The 15232-nt window shown below is 38.3% G+C and carries 18 protein-coding genes and 1 pseudogene; 11 read left to right on the top strand and 8 right to left on the bottom strand.

Annotated elements, in window-relative coordinates:
• Positions 1-82: 82 nt before the first annotated feature.
• Positions 83-427 (bottom strand): hypothetical protein, encoded by a 345-nt coding sequence (locus tag DSM106972_RS08965; protein ID WP_127080363.1) that lies wholly within the window; start codon positions 425-427, stop codon positions 83-85.
• Complete coding sequence (locus DSM106972_RS08960; RefSeq protein ID WP_127080362.1) at positions 402-605, bottom strand: hypothetical protein; 204 nt, start codon at positions 603-605, stop codon at positions 402-404. Before DSM106972_RS08960 ends, DSM106972_RS08965 begins: the two co-directional genes overlap by 26 nt.
• Positions 606-894: 289 nt before the next feature.
• On the opposite strand from DSM106972_RS08960, the gene DSM106972_RS51300 reads away from it, so the two are divergent.
• Together DSM106972_RS51300 and nifJ are read left to right on the top strand one after the other, a co-directional pair.
• Positions 895-1056 carry a hypothetical protein gene (locus DSM106972_RS51300; RefSeq protein ID WP_158632791.1) on the top strand — a complete coding sequence of 54 codons (162 nt, stop codon included), beginning with the start codon at positions 895-897 and terminating at the stop codon, positions 1054-1056.
• 28 nt (positions 1057-1084) lie between these two features.
• Positions 1085-3496, top strand: a pseudogene (gene nifJ, locus DSM106972_RS08955) (pyruvate:ferredoxin (flavodoxin) oxidoreductase); the annotation flags it as partial.
• Between the two features lie 42 nt (positions 3497-3538).
• On the opposite strand, the gene DSM106972_RS08950 reads toward nifJ, so the two are convergent.
• From DSM106972_RS08950 to DSM106972_RS08940, 3 genes are all read right to left on the bottom strand, one after another.
• On the bottom strand, positions 3539-3811 hold the full coding sequence (locus DSM106972_RS08950) for a hypothetical protein (RefSeq protein WP_127080360.1): 273 nt from the start codon (positions 3809-3811) through the stop codon (positions 3539-3541).
• 61 nt (positions 3812-3872) lie between these two features.
• Entirely contained in the window at positions 3873-4919 is a 1047-nt protein-coding gene (locus tag DSM106972_RS08945) for a 3-deoxy-7-phosphoheptulonate synthase (RefSeq protein WP_127080421.1), read from the bottom strand.
• Positions 4920-5133: 214 nt separating this feature from the next.
• Complete coding sequence (locus tag DSM106972_RS08940) at positions 5134-5436, bottom strand: hypothetical protein (protein ID WP_019497357.1); 303 nt, start codon at positions 5434-5436, stop codon at positions 5134-5136.
• A 231-nt stretch (positions 5437-5667) separates the two neighbouring features.
• Between DSM106972_RS08940 and DSM106972_RS08935 the strand changes: the two genes are divergently transcribed.
• Positions 5668-5907 (top strand): hypothetical protein, encoded by a 240-nt coding sequence (locus DSM106972_RS08935; RefSeq protein ID WP_127080359.1) that lies wholly within the window; start codon positions 5668-5670, stop codon positions 5905-5907.
• A gap of 101 nt (positions 5908-6008) precedes the next feature.
• Here DSM106972_RS08935 and DSM106972_RS08930 read toward each other — a convergent pair whose 3' ends face one another.
• Positions 6009-6545 carry a hypothetical protein gene (locus tag DSM106972_RS08930; RefSeq protein ID WP_127080358.1) on the bottom strand — a complete coding sequence of 179 codons (537 nt, stop codon included), beginning with the start codon at positions 6543-6545 and terminating at the stop codon, positions 6009-6011.
• Positions 6546-6824: 279 nt separating this feature from the next.
• Here DSM106972_RS08930 and DSM106972_RS08925 point away from each other — a divergent pair, with 279 nt between their 5' ends.
• Both DSM106972_RS08925 and DSM106972_RS08920 read left to right on the top strand, forming a co-directional pair.
• Positions 6825-7136: a hypothetical protein gene (locus tag DSM106972_RS08925; protein WP_127080357.1), complete on the top strand. Its 312-nt coding sequence runs from the start codon at positions 6825-6827 to the stop codon at positions 7134-7136.
• Positions 7137-7189: 53 nt separating this feature from the next.
• On the top strand, positions 7190-7933 hold the full coding sequence (locus DSM106972_RS08920; RefSeq protein ID WP_127080356.1) for a dienelactone hydrolase family protein: 744 nt from the start codon (positions 7190-7192) through the stop codon (positions 7931-7933).
• Between the two features lie 53 nt (positions 7934-7986).
• Here DSM106972_RS08920 and DSM106972_RS08915 read toward each other — a convergent pair whose 3' ends face one another.
• Complete coding sequence (locus tag DSM106972_RS08915; protein ID WP_127080355.1) at positions 7987-8790, bottom strand: creatininase family protein; 804 nt, start codon at positions 8788-8790, stop codon at positions 7987-7989.
• A gap of 86 nt (positions 8791-8876) precedes the next feature.
• Between DSM106972_RS08915 and DSM106972_RS08910 the strand changes: the two genes are divergently transcribed.
• A complete protein-coding gene (locus tag DSM106972_RS08910; protein WP_127080354.1) occupies positions 8877-9584 on the top strand; it encodes an ROK family protein in 708 nt (235 codons plus the stop codon).
• A 112-nt stretch (positions 9585-9696) separates the two neighbouring features.
• Here the strand turns inward: DSM106972_RS08910 and DSM106972_RS08905 are convergent, their stop codons facing one another.
• Positions 9697-10092 (bottom strand): DUF4112 domain-containing protein, encoded by a 396-nt coding sequence (locus DSM106972_RS08905; RefSeq protein WP_127080353.1) that lies wholly within the window; start codon positions 10090-10092, stop codon positions 9697-9699.
• Between the two features lie 256 nt (positions 10093-10348).
• Here DSM106972_RS08905 and DSM106972_RS08900 point away from each other — a divergent pair, with 256 nt between their 5' ends.
• From DSM106972_RS08900 to DSM106972_RS08885, 5 genes are all read left to right on the top strand, one after another.
• Complete coding sequence (locus tag DSM106972_RS08900) at positions 10349-11392, top strand: S1C family serine protease (protein ID WP_127080352.1); 1044 nt, start codon at positions 10349-10351, stop codon at positions 11390-11392.
• Positions 11393-11558: 166 nt separating this feature from the next.
• Positions 11559-11822, top strand: coding sequence for a hypothetical protein (locus DSM106972_RS08895; RefSeq protein ID WP_073622120.1), 264 nt, complete (start codon positions 11559-11561; stop codon positions 11820-11822).
• Between the two features lie 322 nt (positions 11823-12144).
• Positions 12145-12318, top strand: a complete 174-nt coding sequence (locus DSM106972_RS51295) for an Rpn/YhgA-type helix-turn-helix domain-containing protein (RefSeq protein WP_158632790.1) — start codon at positions 12145-12147, stop codon at positions 12316-12318.
• Between the two features lie 312 nt (positions 12319-12630).
• On the top strand, positions 12631-14049 hold the full coding sequence (locus DSM106972_RS08890; RefSeq protein WP_127080351.1) for a hypothetical protein: 1419 nt from the start codon (positions 12631-12633) through the stop codon (positions 14047-14049).
• A 6-nt stretch (positions 14050-14055) separates the two neighbouring features.
• The gene (locus DSM106972_RS08885; protein WP_127080350.1) at positions 14056-15201 is read left to right on the top strand and encodes an ARPP-2 domain-containing protein; all 1146 of its coding nucleotides are present in this window, start codon (positions 14056-14058) and stop codon (positions 15199-15201) included.
• Positions 15202-15232: the final 31 nt, after the last annotated feature.

Below are 15232 nucleotides of genomic sequence, written 5' to 3'. Positions count from 1 at the left end.
ACAGAAATTGCTGCGGCAGGCGCCAGTTCGTGTTATGTGGCGCCTCTCTCCACTGAATTACTTTAAACTAGCTCAAAAATACTTAGCTTTTGATTTTGTCGTCAATTAGCCATTTTCCATTTGAATGAAGAATTAGTGTAATTCTGGATGGGTCATTTATTTTGCGACCATCTTTCATTGAATAACTTAACTTAGCGTCTACAATAGCCGTATGATTATCCTTTTCGACTAACTGTATAGAATCGATTGTTACTGAATTAACCTTATTCCACCATTCTTCATAATTATTGTAATTATTCTCTGGTTTTAGATTCTGAAATCTACTACTTAAATTTGCCCAAGCATCTGAATACTGCCGCTGATTAATAAGTTGATAATAATCTTTAATCGCCTTATCCGGTTCAGAGGAGCGATGCAGCTTCCGCATTCGGACACTCGCCTTTAACTGCACAATTGAGTCCTTCCTTGACAGCATATCCTACAACTGAACCAACTACTGCCTTTCCAACCTCCTTACCTCCTTGTCCACATGAGGAGAGGGCAGGAACTAAGATAACAACCGCGAAAAGTAATATCGAAGAGGAAACTTTTCTTGTAATACTCATATTATCCCAATTTTAGAAGTATATTTTATATACACCAAGATTCTATCCTTTTACGTATATTCCTATAAAAATTTTACTATTTATTTAAAAATTAACATGTATGTTGAGTACTTCCATCATACGAAATAAACGCACATTATCAGAATTTAATTGAATTTTAACGTTTGCACAAAAACGGCGCCAATATATAGTTAAAAAGCCGTTAACCGACTTATTGTTAGAGACTAACAGAAAATTTTAAATAAAAGTTTAATTTTGAATAATAGCGCTACATAAAAATTACAAAAACATGAAAAATAAAACAGCACGCTCGATATTACTTGAAACCGCAATTCTTTACGCCAAAATAAAGCACCTACCGCGTGAGCAAGTAAAATTCTACATAGAAAATATCGATACAGTCGATGTAGAAAATCTAACAATGATAGATAAACAACTAGTAAACAATTAATATTTTGCTGTAACTCTGTATTGTAAAGTCTTCAAAAGAGTTCACACCCGCAATGGTAAAAGCTGTTTTTGATAACTTAGCGAGCGAAAAGCCCAAAAATCACTTTACTGTCGGTATTAATGATGATGTTAGTTATACTTCACTACCATTAAATACAAACTTTTCTATCGAGTCAGATAAAGTAGTCCGCGCAATGTTCTACGGTCTCGGTTCGGATGGTACTGTCGGCGCCAATAAAAACTCTATTAAAATTATTGGCGAAGAAACAGATAATTATGCTCAGGGTTACTTTGTCTATGACTCTAAAAAATCTGGTTCAATGACAGTATCGCACTTACGGTTTGGTAGTACACCTATTCGTTCAACGTATCTTATAGATAAAGCTAATTTTATTGGGTGTCATCAATGGGTATTTTTGGAGCGGGTTAATATTCTTAAAGACGCTAAAGAAGGCGCCACTTTTTTAGTTAACAGTCCTTACGATAGTAATTCTGTATGGGAACACATCCCTTTCTCAGTTCAACAGCAAATTATTGATAAGCAACTCAAACTGTATATTATTGATGCGAATAAAGTTGCCCGTAATAGCGGTATGGGTGGACGTATCAACACTATTATGCAGGTTTGCTTCTTTGCTTTAGCGGGTGTGTTACCTCAAGACGAAGCTATCGCCAAAATTAAACAAGCTATAGAAAAAACATACGGTAAAAAAGGCGCCGATGTTGTTCGTAAAAATTTAGATGCAGTTGATAACACCCTAAATAATCTTCAAAAAGTAGATATTCCCAATTTAATCAAAAATCAAAAACCACAAATTCAAACTTTAGTGAGTGCGCCTGAGTTTGTCCGCGATGTACTTGGTAAAATGATGATTTGGGAAGGCGATAATTTACCTGTAAGTGCATTACCCGCAGATGGAACTTTTCCCACAGGTACAGCGAAATGGGAAAAACGTGATGTAGCAGAAAATATACCAGTATGGGACACCAACTTGTGCATCCAATGCAGTAAATGCGTTATAGTTTGTCCTCATGCAGCAATACGTAGTAAAGCTTATAACGAGAGTGAGTTAGTTAAGGCGCCTGCAAGTTTCAAGTCAACCAATGCCAAAGATAAAGACTTTGCTGGTGATAAATTTACCATTCAAGTGGCGCCATCAGATTGTACAGGATGTGGTATTTGTGTAGAAGTATGTCCAGCTAGGAACAAAGAGCAACCCGAACGCAAAGCCATAAACATGGAACCACAGTTACCTTTGCGTACACAAGAATCTCAAAATTGGGATTTCTTTTTAAACTTATCTCTACCCGACCGTACTAAACTCAAGTTAAACCAAATTCGTCAGCAACAATTCCAAGAACCATTATTTGAATTTTCTGGCGCCTGTGGAGGATGTGGTGAAACTCCCTACTTAAAACTACTAACACAACTATTTGGCGATAGAGCAATGATAGCCAACGCCACAGGATGCTCATCTATATATGGAGGAAACCTACCAACAACTCCTTGGACAAAAAATGCCGAAGGTAGAGGCCCAGCTTGGTCGAATAACTTATTTGAAGATAACGCGGAATTTGGCTTTGGTTTTCGTCTTGCTTTAGATAAACATGCAGAATATGCAGCAGAGCTATTAAAAAAATGGGGGGAAGCAGGAGACAAAGAGTTAGTAAAATCAATATTAAACGCTTCGCAAAACACCGAAGCTGATATATACGAACAACGTCAACGAGTAGAAGTATTAAAGCAAAAGCTTGAAAATGCCAGTCATCTCAAATCCCTTGCTGATTATCTCGTTCGTAAAAGCGTTTGGATAGTAGGTGGTGATGGATGGGCGTATGATATAGACTTTGGTGGACTTGACCATGTACTTGCTAGCGGTCGCAATGTAAATGTCCTAGTAATGGATACAGAAGTATATTCTAATACAGGTGGACAATCATCCAAATCAACACCAAAAGGCGCCGTTGCTAAATTTGCTGCTAGTGGTAAACCTGCGGCAAAAAAAGACCTCGGTTTAATTGCTATGACCTACGGTAATATATATGTCGCCAGCGTTGCAATAGGTGCCCGTGATGAGCATACACTCAAAGCTTTTATTGAAGCAGAAGCATATGATGGCCCATCATTAATAATTGCTTATAGTCACTGCATTGCCCACGGTATCAACATGACAACAGCAATGACCCATCAAAAAAGCCTCGTTGATAGTGGACGCTGGTTATTATATCGCTACAATCCTGACCTAATCAAACAAGGTAAAAAACCTCTATTGTTAGACATCCAAAAACCTAAACAACCTGTAGAACAATCAATGTATCAAGAAAACCGCTTCAAAATGTTGACTAAATCTAAACCCGAACTAGCCAAACGCTTACTCGATGAAGCTCAAGCCGAAGTTAACGCGCGTTGGAAAATGTACGAATATTTAGCTCAATTGTAGGTTGGGTTCCGCAAAGCCTCCACCCAACCTACGTACTACATACTATTCCTCGGCGCCTGCTGTAAAGGCGGTTGTCTTGCCGCGTTTACCAAGCATTTCCCCTCGCAGTTGGTCAGGGGTGATACCTCTTTTTTCAGCAAGGTATTTTATCCTTTGTTCAATATCTGGTATTCGTTCATTGAGTTTTTCGGATAGTAAGCTTTGTGCTTGCTGGACTCTGGTACGGTTGCTTAGTTCCGCATCAATATCTAACAGGTCATCAAAAAATTCTCCCAAAGCTGGGATTTGTAAGCGCTCTTCTCGGCGTTGATTCATTGTAAAGGTAAATTAAACACCTTTACTATTGAATCAAACATGTGACAAATTGGAATCGGTACTACAGCTTTTCGTAGGCGCCTAAAATAATCTCTTCTGTTTCCTGCCAATTTATACACTGGTCTGTCACAGAAACACCGTATTTCAAGTCTTTTAAATTACTAGGTATTGGTTGATTACCCTCAGATAAATGTGACTCTAGCATCATACCCACTATTGAGTTATTCCCATCTATAATTTGTTGAACTACATTTTCAAAGACAACACCTTGTAATTTATAATCTTTGTTTGAATTCCCGTGACTACAGTCTATGACAATAGAGGGTGAGACTTTAGCTTCTTTTAGCTTTGCTTCGACACGCGCAATATTTGCTGCATCGTAGTTAGGTTGACCGTTGCCACCTCGCAGAATAATATGTCCGTGGGTATTTCCTTTTGTTTTAAATACGCTGACTTGTCCTTGCTGATTTATTCCTAAGAAATTATGCGGACTTTTAGCAGCTTGCATTGCATTTAAAGCTACAATGATATTCCCATCTGTACCATTTTTAAAACCAACTGGCATCGAAAGTCCACTCGCTAACTCTCGGTGCGTTTGTGACTCGGTAGTGCGGGCGCCAATTGCAGACCATGCCACAAGTTCGCTGATATATTGAGGTACAATCGGGTCAAGAGCTTCTGTACCCGACGGCAATCCTAATTCGGCAATGTGAATTAGTAAACTACGCGCTATTAATAACCCTTTTTCCAAATGGAAAGAATCATCCATATCAGGGTCATTAATTAAACCTTTCCATCCAACTGTCGTGCGAGGCTTTTCAAAGTAAACTCGCATAATTAATAAAAGCTTATCTTGTACTTTTTCTGCCAAAGCCTTTAATTTTTCTGAATATTCAAGAGCAGCTTTTGTATCGTGAATTGAACAGGGCCCGACTACTACAAATTTTCTTCTATCTTGAAAGTCTAAGATATTTTTGATTTCTTGTCTAAATTTTAAAATATTTTGTTCTGCTGATTCTGTTAAAGGTACTTTGGCTTTTAACTCATCAGGCGTTAATAATACATCAGAGCTTTCAATATTAATATTATTGATTAAATTGTCATGCATGTTTGACATATCTTTCATGCTCGCTTGGGGTAGTGCGTAAATGTTGGGGGCGTTACAATTATAGATTAATTTGTCGAGCAAAAGATAATCCCCCCTAGCCCGTTGGGGGGATGAAATCCAAATCAATATTAAGGGGAATGTTACAATTTTATTGAAAATTTAATTTTTCGTAACATTATGTAATAATGGTTTGGATGTGCTTAAAAAAGGCTATTTATCCTTCTTCTCCAGGTTTATACTGAATGGCGCCTTCGGTGAAAGCGGTTACTTTACCTCGCTTTGCAAGAATTTCGCCCCACATTTGATTAAACGTAACACCCCTCTTGTCAGCGAGGTATTGAACCCTGTCTTTAATGCCAAGTAACCGCTCCTGAAGTCTCTCAGATATTAGACTTTGCGCTTGCTGAACCTTGGTGCGGTTACTGAGTTCAGCGTCAATATCTAGTAAATCATCGTAATATTCCCCCAAAGCAGGAATTTGTAGCCGTTCTAAACGGTCTTCCCGTCGCTGATTCATCGATGTAAATTTTAAGGTACTTTTGTTACTATTCAACCTCATAAGCGAAAAGTCAAATCAGTAATATTTTTTACATCAATATTGAGTCAAATAAATTTCACTAAAAATTCATTAATGACTCGTTTCCGATTATTATAAAAGATGTAGCCAGACGACTGTATTAAGGTGTCCAGCCAAGCAATACAGCCGCGAGGCTACCCTTTCCACGTTTGAAAAGGTTGTCTATCTATCATGACTAAATTTGAACTGATTTACAACTGTACACACCAGTATGACAAACAAACGATTTGCAACAGCAATATTATCCGTCGTGCTATCGACTCAAGTCATGCTGAGGAGTTAATAGCTGGCGCCAGTACGCACGCTGTAGTCGCTGTTGCCTCACCTTTCGCTTGTCCTGTTCAACTAGGAGCGAATAAAGTTAGCGCTTATGTCGAAAAAATGGGCTTCTACCTAGGAGCAGGCGCCTAACCTAAGAAACCGGGCTTCTATAAAAATTACAATTAGAACGCAAAATCCTCTGCAAGAAGCCCGGTTTCTATAAAGTTTCCCATCACTTCATGCGCCCTTAACTACAACACAGTAGCCAAGGGCGGTTTTTTTAACTGTAAATTTTTGATACTTTCCGGTGTATTCGGATGTTTAAAAATCAAATTCGCAATTTCGTAATTTCCAATGATATATTTTTCTATATTTATACGTTTCGCAATATCTTCGATAATAGACGGCACCGTAGTTTTCGATTCAACAAGATGTAAAAAAATTTCTATACGCTCTGTTCTAACGGCAATGTTTTGTAACTCTAGTGACAGTAATTTATTATACCTAAAAATTGAACTATGAAATTTGATAAACCAATTAGTTACAAGCAAAGGGTCTTCAAGTATGAGCAAAGGCATAACAGGGTTATCAAACACAATATCAGCCATATTCGGCTCTTTGGCAAATAAATATTCGAGTAATTCAGTAGAAGTATTCGGATTACTACCAATTGCTTCTAATATCTGACGCTTATAACCGCGAACCTTATGCTCATCATAAATTTGATAAAGCTCATCTGGATGAGTACAAGGGTCAGTTGCCTTTTCTAAAATGTCTTCAATATACATAACTATATATAATTCAAAATTACTACTTTGCTGCTAATATAAAAAAAGCCAATGACTTCAAAATATCAAAAATACAAAAAAATATCTAGAAACCTGGTTTCTGAGGCGCCGTCAAATCTTGAAAGTAAGTATCATATTGTAATCAATTTTAATTAAATAATGCTTTACAAATGAATCATATTCTTTTAATATAAATTGTAGTAAACGCCAGCATTAAGGTGTCCAGCCAAGGAATGTAGCGTAAACTAACAACTTTTCACGTTATATGAGGATAAAATCATGACTAACGCGCAACCAGAAGATATAAACGTCAGATTGGAACAAATGGATGAGCGGTTAGAGCAATTAGGAGACGAAATTGATTTAATACGCACTATCCAGAATGCTAACCGCAGAGAAACGCGCGCAAATTCTCAGACTATAGCGAGAGTTGAGCGTAGTGTCGCAGAGCTTTTGGATATCGCGCGGTTGCATCAGCAAGCTTTAAAGGCTAATCAACAGGCAATATCCGTTAATCAACAAAATATTGACCGTATATGGTTATATCTCGAAAGCCAAATCCGAACAAACGGTAATGGTAATGCGGGATAAAATTTAGTTGAATATTGGGTTGGGTTAGCACCCAACCTACGTGGAGAAAAATAATGCAAATAACTAAGCGCAATGTTGAGTTACGAGTTGACGATAGTTTGATGCGTGTTTATGTCGCTACTCCGAAACCACCAGGTCGATACCCTGGTATTATTTTTTATAGTGATATTTATCAATTGGGCGGCGCCATGTTACGGGCTGTCAATTATTTAGCAGGGTTTGGGTATGTTGTAGCGGCGCCGGAAATTTTCCATCGTGTTGAACCTGTTGGTCAAGTTATTGAACCCGATGATATTGGCAGAATGCGAGGAAATGATGATGCGCGTCGCACTGCTATTTCTGAATATGATGCTGACTGTAAGGCTGTTTTGGAATTTATTAAAAGCGATGCTTCTGTAAATTTTGAGAAAATAGGCGCCTTTGGTTTTTGTATAGGAGGACACCTTGCTTTTAGAGCGGCTTTTCAAAGTGAAGTTAAAGCGACTGTATGTTGTTATCCTACGGGCATTCCGAGTGGAAAGTTGGGTGCGACTGTAGCAGATAGTATTGAGCGGTGTAATGAAATTAGAGGTGAAATGTTGGTAGTTTTTGGGGCACAAGACCCACATATTCCTGAAAATGACCGTCAAACAATTATAAAATCGCTTTTTAATGCTGGTATACAGCATAAAGTTTTGTTGTATGACGCTGAACATACGTTTATGCGTGATGATGGATACAGGTATGATTCGGAGCAGTCAACACTCGCTTGGTTTGAAGTTATTACATTTTTAAAGCGTATATTTGGCAACGGATAAAACGGATGTAACGGATGAGTTATTTAAAATCACCTATCCGCTACATCCTAGAGTCATCCGTTGCCAGGTTGACGAAAGCTATAAATATCTTTGAGTGCTGTCACCCAACCATCAGATACAGATTCGAGAATTTTTATACCTTTTTCTTTAGTTGCTGTCGTTGCATCTCCTATTACACCACTTTTACTTAAGTCGCGTGTTGTCCATGCGAAAGGTAGTTTACCTTCTGGTGAAAGTAAGCTGCCTTCTGGTTGTTCGGGTGGATATTCGGTAACTGCACGCTCCATTTTTACTTGTTCGGGTAAAAGTGCTAAAATTATACTCGTCTCTAAATCTCCTGCGTGCATTCCTAGCTGCGCTTCTTTGGGTGTTACTAGTTCTTTAGAAATATGTGGCACACGCCATGTAAATAATGGGAATACTATAAAATCACTATATTTTACGTGTAAATCTCGCGCTACCATTTGCATCACTTGTGGTTGTCCACCATGCGAATTCATGAGTACTAATTTTCTAAATCCTGCGCGGTATAAGCTATCTCCGACTTCCATTAGTGTAGCAGAGAGCGTTTCTGTACTTAAAGTAATAGTTCCAGGGAAATGCCAATGCTCATTCGATTTACCATAGTAGAGGGATGGCATTGCATAAGCAGGAACGCTAGAGTCAAGTTTTTCCAGCGCTTTTCCTAATACCCCCATACCAATTGCAGCATCCACTATTAATGGTAGATGTGGACCATGTTGTTCAATAGCTCCCACAGGTTGAATGATTACCACATTTTCTTTATCGGGCATCGAATCAATATCTGTCCAGGTTAAATACGCAAAAAAACGCTCAGGAGGGATAAAACTATGCATAGGGGTATATATATGTAATCCTTAACTCAAATTTTACTTGGGTTTGCCAAATTTAATAACATAGTACAGAAGGAGAACAAATTTAAATGACTGACACAAATGCATCTACTCGCACTTTATCAATAGATATTGGTGGAAGTGGTATCAAAGTAATGGTATTAGATGAAACTGGCAACCCTTTAACCGAACGTGTACGTTTAGACACTCCGCAACCTCCAACACCCGAAGCAGTAATGAATACAATAGCCCAGCTAGTAACTTCAGTTGGAGAGTTCGATAGAACTTCTGCGGGGTTTCCAGGTGTAGTGCGTGCTGGAGTAACAGAAACAGCCGTTAACTTACATCCTGACTGGGTAGGATATGATTTAGGAACCGCATTATCAAAGCAATTTCAAAAACCTGCACGAGTTATAAACGACGCTGATATGCAGGGATTAGGCGCCATTGCGGGTAAAGGAGTAGAATTAGTAATTACCCTAGGAACCGGATTTGGGTCGGCATTATTTTTAGATGGTAAATTAGTACCCAACTTAGAAATGGGACACCATCGCTTCCGAAAACGAGAAACCTATGAAGAGCAACTTGGAAGAGCAGCGCTAGAAAAAGTCGGGGAATCAAAATGGAATGAAAGACTAGAAAAAGCAATAGCCTCACTACAACATTTATTTAACTATGATTATCTATATATAGGTGGTGGAGAAGCTAAACTAGTCAAAATTAAACTAGCGGAGAACATCAAAATCATCTCCAACCTTAATGGTTTACTAGGTGGCATAAACCTTTGGAAATATTAACTCTTTATCTTGTGGAATGGGCATCCTTGCCCGTTCTTCATCTAGTTGTATATTAGGGGCGGGCAGGGATGCCCGCTCCACAAGAGAGAGAGAGTAATTTGTTAAATTATAGTTACACTACTCTTTGAAATCCCTTAAACTCAACTTTTTCTAACTGTGGGTCAACTTGATTTAAATGCTGCTCTAAAATTTCTAAATTCCGGATATTAGATTTATAAAAAGCGTCAAATAAATCACCGAAAAAAGGAACACTACCAATGACAGATTCTAAACCAACATTAAAAATCATCTTACCCAGCATATCTTGAGGAAGATTAAACTGCATAGCTAAATATATAATATAAGCAGAAATAATAGTACTTATCAAATCACCCAGTCCAGGAACTAAACCAATAATAGGGTCTAAACCAAAGCGAAACTTAGTACCGGGAATGCCAAAAGCAGTATCCATCAGACGGCTGAATTTGCGGATACGATTAAGAATTTCTAGTTTTTTAGTAATATCCATAATAAATTAATACTCCATTATTAAACATATAAAGTCTTGTACCATTAGAAATAATTTTAAAGTTAAAACGCATCTAACTTAGGTTCGGTTCGTTGTATATATATTGACGTAATAACCCCCCTCAATTAATTGAACACATGCGATAGTATCTATGTTCACTCCGTCTTTGATATTCTTGATACATTATCGATAATTGAAAAAGTGTCAAGTGAACAAAAACTCAATCAATCACTGTGCCACGATAGGAGAGGCAGACATGAGAGGAAATCTGCAACAAGTGTCAAATGATTATTTCGCGCGCGACAGTGGAGTTGGGCAAAGTATGTCAAAAGCCTCGGAGCAGCTACTTGATGCATATTCGCAGGCTGTAATTAGCGTTGTACAAAAGGTAAGTCCCACAGTTGTCAACATTGATGTGCAACGGCAAGTAACAGGACGTAACCGAAATTCTCTACAAACTCAGGAAGTACAAGGTAACGGTTCTGGGTTTATCTTCACACCTGATGGATATATTCTTACCAACTCTCACGTTGTTAACGGCGCCACCAAAATTGAGGTTACACTATCAGATGGTCGTAGAATAGGCGCCCAATTAATAGGAGATGACCCAGACACAGACCTAGCAGTTATAAGAATTAATGCACCCAACTTAATTTCGGCACGTTTAGGTGACTCCGAAACACTCCAAGTTGGTCAACTCGCAATCGCAATTGGTAATCCCTACGGTTTCCAAGCTACAGTTACCAGTGGTGTAATTAGTGCAACCGGACGTTCATTCAGAAGTCGTTCAGGTCGGTTAATAGATAACATGATACAAACCGACGCAGCACTGAACCCAGGCAACTCAGGTGGTCCACTTGTGACATCCCACGGAGAAGTAATAGGAATAAACACAGCAGTAATATTATCTGCCCAAGGACTATGCTTTGCCGTACCAATAAACACAGCAAAACTAATCATTCCATCACTACTCAAAGACGGAAAAGTTCGACGTGGTTACATAGGTATAGGAGGACAAAACGTAGAATTACCAAGGCGCCTCGTTTTATACCATGAACTTAACAAAGAACGAGGCATATTAATCATATCAACCGAAACCAAAAGCCCAGCACAAAAAGCAGGACTAAGAGAAGGAGACGTAATAGTAGGATTTAACAGCCAACCCATAGCAAGCGTTGACGAACTACATAAATTTCTAACTCACGAACGAGTAGGCGCCCGACAATATGTCACCATCTTACGTCAAAACCAAAAACTAGTCCTAGAAATCATCCCCGAAGAATCACCCACTCTCACCTAACACACACAAAACACCATCGTAATAAGCACTTTAGTGCTTCCCTTGCAGAGACGTTACACATAACGTCTCTGCATTTATTGTCTAAACAATAATTAATAATCCATTTATATCTAGTCTCAGAGATAACATAAGAATAATAGCTGGAACTTACACTAGGTAGAAAAGCATGGGACGTTTAAATCCATTCTCGTTACAATTACAGATTACCCGCATGTTCGAGCAAGGGCAATCATTCTTTGCAACCACAAAAGTGCATGACTGGTTGAAAGAACATGGACATGAACCAAATGATTATGATATTACTTTTAAACAAAAGCCGGCGCCTCCTGGTTCTAAGTCTGTGATGGTAGTAGAAATTGAGTTCCAGCGCAAAGACGGACAACCTGTTGACCCTTGGTTAGTTGAACAAGCTAATTTAGAAGCAGGATAAGTTGGCAACGGATGGTAAACGGATGTAACGAATGAATTGTTGGTTTCAAATCAAATTTATTATTTAATAAAACCTATCCGTTACATCCTTCGTATCCGCTGCTAATAATGATTTTATTTATCAAAATAATCAGCTTAATAATTAAATAATATTTTTTTTAAGCAATACTAGTAATAAAAACAGCACATTACAGGAGGTTGCAGCCAAAATAAACAGCATTAGCAATAAAAAAATACAGGACAACGTTACAGCATCCGCAGCTATTCTGGCTGGGTTAATATTAGATGAAGCAGTCGTTCAAAATGTACTCAGGAGAGATGTTATGCGCGAGTCAGTTATTTACCAGTCTATTTTAGAAGAAGGCGCCGAACAAAAAACGCGGCAAATTGTTGTCAACTTACTTAAAGAGGGAGTTTCTATTGACTTGGTAGCAAAAGCCACTGGTTTGACAGTAGAGCAAATCCAACAAATACAAGCATCCCAACCATCAGAGTAAACGATAGGCGCCACATAACAACAAAACCTAGGGCACTCCCCTAAGACACATAACTTCCCCCAACTCTGAAACCCTAATATTTACAAGCTAACTCATCATTTTTCTTCAAATTAGCTTCGGGGAATACTATTTGGGTACTCTATATGCAAGAAGGTGGTTTGCGGGACTATGGCATGACTTCCGTACCCGTTTGTTAAACTGTCATACAAAGTCGTACCGACATTCCCCGAACTGCTTTCCCTAGAAACCTGGTTTCTACTCCCAATCATTGTTTACATTACAGTTTATCGACAAAGAAACCAGGTTTCATATATGATAAATTTACAAACTCGCGCGCAGCAAGTAGCGCAGGAAGATTTGGTAATGTTTATTAACGCTTGCTTTTCTTGTAGTGGTCAGCGTGAATTTTATGATAATGCTTACGGGCAAAAAGTATCTATTAATTTTTTACATGATTATATATTAGGTAATTATCGTTTACTTTATGCTCGCACTTTAGCTGCTGGTATTAACCACTTTAATCAAGCGCAAATTATTATTAAGCTTTTAGCTACAGGACGTGATACGCTACCTCAGTATCGTACTGAAGAATCTGCCTTAATTACATCTGCCCTAAATCAGCTACCACCTCAGCGTGGTTGGGGTGTATTACAAGAGTTACAGCGACTACGAGTAAATAATCGTCGCGCTAGAGCCATTGCACGCGATTATATAGCTATGCGTCGAGATATAAATTTTGATGCTATCAAGTATCGTACTAAAGTTAAAGCTGCTATATCACATGCTCATTTAAAGCTATCTAGTGAGCTTCCTAAGTTTTTGTTTAATTTTCACGAACAAAAAGCTTTTAGTACAAAATTATTTGAACAATTCCGTAAAGCGCATTATAGTACTGAGGCAGTATATGAGTTACCTTTTACCATTGCCGAAGGGTTTGCTGCCAAGCATAACATTAAGCGCGAAGTTTTTCTCAAGCGCATTCAACCAAAAATGACCGCAGCAGAAAAACTTCGCTATCAAGGCGCCGCATCGCGTAGTGAAGTTGATATAAATGTAAATTGGGAGCGTTTACCGTTGACCAAGTTAGCTTTATATATTCTGTCACTTCCACTTGAAGCGCGTACCAAAGATTTTGATAAATTTAACCAAGCGATGGAAACTGCTGCTCGTAACGCTTTGAAAAAAGCACCAATGCAGTTAGGACGAGTTGCTGCTGTTTTGGACTGTAGTTATTCTAGCTCTGGTTCATCTGAAAAAAGGCGCCGTCCTTTAGGTGTGGTACTTGCTGCACATTATTTACTCAAAGCTGCATCACAAACCTATCGTGCGTTTTGGACGGTTACACCAAAACACCCATTATTCGTTTATCCATATGGACAAACCGACTTAGCAACACCATTACTCGCAGCACTTGGTTCTGGCGCCGAGACTATTATTATAGTATCTGACGGTTGCGATAATGACCCACCCAACGGCGCCGCTGAAGTATTGCGTGTATATCAAAAACTCGACCGTTGTCATAAAACCTCGATAATTCACTGTAACCCAGTATTCAGTACCGAAGATTACTCATTGCGTACCCTTAGTCCTTATATTCCTACAGTTGGGTTACGCGATGCTGAAGATATGCCTACAATGTTAGGCTTTGCTAAATTTGCTCAAGGTTCTACTACATTATCTGACCTAGAAGCGTATTTAGCACTAAGAACACAAGAATTTATATATCAATAAATAATTATGTTATTAAAAGGACTTGAAGTTGCCCCTTCTCAAATTTGTGGCAGTATTCGTATTGTGCCCCTTATTCGTCGTAAAATTCGTGGAGATTTACGATTACAACGTCGTAACTACGATGCTAAATATAGCATTGTCTCACTCGAAGATGATATGCAGTATATGTCCTACATACCTCATGGAATGGTCATGTCTTGGAATGATGATGGTAGTGCTGTGGCAAATATTGGCGCCAATATCATCAAAAAAGATGGTAAAAGTGGTAAAAGTGGACGTAATGTGCAAGTAATGCAACGTATGGCAAAACGTGAAACCAAAAATTCATTACGGTTTCTACCATTACATTTGGCAATGGAAGGTTTTCTATCGTTATATTTTAATGCCCCTAAAATTGCATGGGAAGAATATTCGAGGTATGCACTTACTTATGGGTTGGGTTGCCGTAGCGAATATTCCTATTCAGGACGTGCAATAGTTGGGTTAGAAGAAGCACTGCGTGTTTTTGAAATTCATCCAAACCAAGTCGGAGTACTAATATATGTTGCTGACGCATTAGCATCAGCGTTTGTTGTCTCTATACCTGAAGACTACCTTTGTTTACACTACAACTTGCTTGAAGATTTTTATGGCGAGTTAATATATCAATACGCATCATTATATGATAAAACTTATGAGATGAGCTTGTCTATTGACGATAAGAAAGTTAATAACTTAGCCGATTTGAGAAGTGCTGTTGCTAAAATGCGTTCTAACTGGGCAACATTTCATCAAGAAGTAATGTCTACTGGATTAATTGGACGCTCAGTAAAATCAAAAACAGTATACACAGCAGGTCGTTTTGAGTTACAACGATTTATGACAAATGTCAATTCACCTTTAGATGTAAATAATGAAAATCATATTGGTGAAGTTATATTACGTGATAATGGAGAGGTAGAATATTTACATACATATCGCCTTTCCCAACAACAAATAAATCGAGTCTACTATCTGGGCAAACTTGACGAAAATAATTGGAATATTTCCCAGACAGCCAAAGCTTTATTACGAACTGATGAGGAATTTATCTTGATAATGGAGGAACTTGGCTTTGGGTATTTATTTGCACAACAGTTACGTGATAAAGCGCGTAAAAAAGTTTTCAAATAAATTTATCTAATCTTTACTATATTGGCGCCAA

The organism is Dulcicalothrix desertica PCC 7102, assembly GCF_003991905.1.
Lineage (GTDB): Bacteria > Cyanobacteriota > Cyanobacteriia > Cyanobacteriales > Nostocaceae > Dulcicalothrix > Dulcicalothrix desertica.
This window is presented reverse-complemented; position numbering and strand designations above follow the sequence as displayed.

Coding starts and splice junctions, on each gene's coding strand:
- DSM106972_RS08950 (WP_127080360.1), bottom strand. CDS start 3,811: ATGAATCAACGCCGAGAAGAGCGCTTACAAATCCCAGCTTTGGGAGAA.
- DSM106972_RS08930 (WP_127080358.1), bottom strand. CDS start 6,545: ATGTATATTGAAGACATTTTAGAAAAGGCAACTGACCCTTGTACTCAT.
- DSM106972_RS08895 (WP_073622120.1), top strand. CDS start 11,559: ATGGGACGTTTAAATCCATTCTCGTTACAATTACAGATTACCCGCATG.
- DSM106972_RS51295 (WP_158632790.1), top strand. CDS start 12,145: ATGCGCGAGTCAGTTATTTACCAGTCTATTTTAGAAGAAGGCGCCGAA.
- DSM106972_RS08965 (WP_127080363.1), bottom strand. CDS start 427: ATGCGGAAGCTGCATCGCTCCTCTGAACCGGATAAGGCGATTAAAGAT.
- DSM106972_RS08925 (WP_127080357.1), top strand. CDS start 6,825: ATGACTAACGCGCAACCAGAAGATATAAACGTCAGATTGGAACAAATG.
- DSM106972_RS08920 (WP_127080356.1), top strand. CDS start 7,190: ATGCAAATAACTAAGCGCAATGTTGAGTTACGAGTTGACGATAGTTTG.
- DSM106972_RS08940 (WP_019497357.1), bottom strand. CDS start 5,436: ATGAATCAGCGACGGGAAGACCGTTTAGAACGGCTACAAATTCCTGCT.
- DSM106972_RS08900 (WP_127080352.1), top strand. CDS start 10,349: ATGAGAGGAAATCTGCAACAAGTGTCAAATGATTATTTCGCGCGCGAC.
- DSM106972_RS08960 (WP_127080362.1), bottom strand. CDS start 605: ATGAGTATTACAAGAAAAGTTTCCTCTTCGATATTACTTTTCGCGGTT.
- DSM106972_RS08945 (WP_127080421.1), bottom strand. CDS start 4,919: ATGCATGACAATTTAATCAATAATATTAATATTGAAAGCTCTGATGTA.
- DSM106972_RS51300 (WP_158632791.1), top strand. CDS start 895: ATGAAAAATAAAACAGCACGCTCGATATTACTTGAAACCGCAATTCTT.
- DSM106972_RS08905 (WP_127080353.1), bottom strand. CDS start 10,092: ATGGATATTACTAAAAAACTAGAAATTCTTAATCGTATCCGCAAATTC.
- DSM106972_RS08890 (WP_127080351.1), top strand. CDS start 12,631: ATGATAAATTTACAAACTCGCGCGCAGCAAGTAGCGCAGGAAGATTTG.
- DSM106972_RS08935 (WP_127080359.1), top strand. CDS start 5,668: ATGACTAAATTTGAACTGATTTACAACTGTACACACCAGTATGACAAA.
- DSM106972_RS08915 (WP_127080355.1), bottom strand. CDS start 8,790: ATGCATAGTTTTATCCCTCCTGAGCGTTTTTTTGCGTATTTAACCTGG.
- DSM106972_RS08885 (WP_127080350.1), top strand. CDS start 14,056: ATGTTATTAAAAGGACTTGAAGTTGCCCCTTCTCAAATTTGTGGCAGT.
- DSM106972_RS08910 (WP_127080354.1), top strand. CDS start 8,877: ATGACTGACACAAATGCATCTACTCGCACTTTATCAATAGATATTGGT.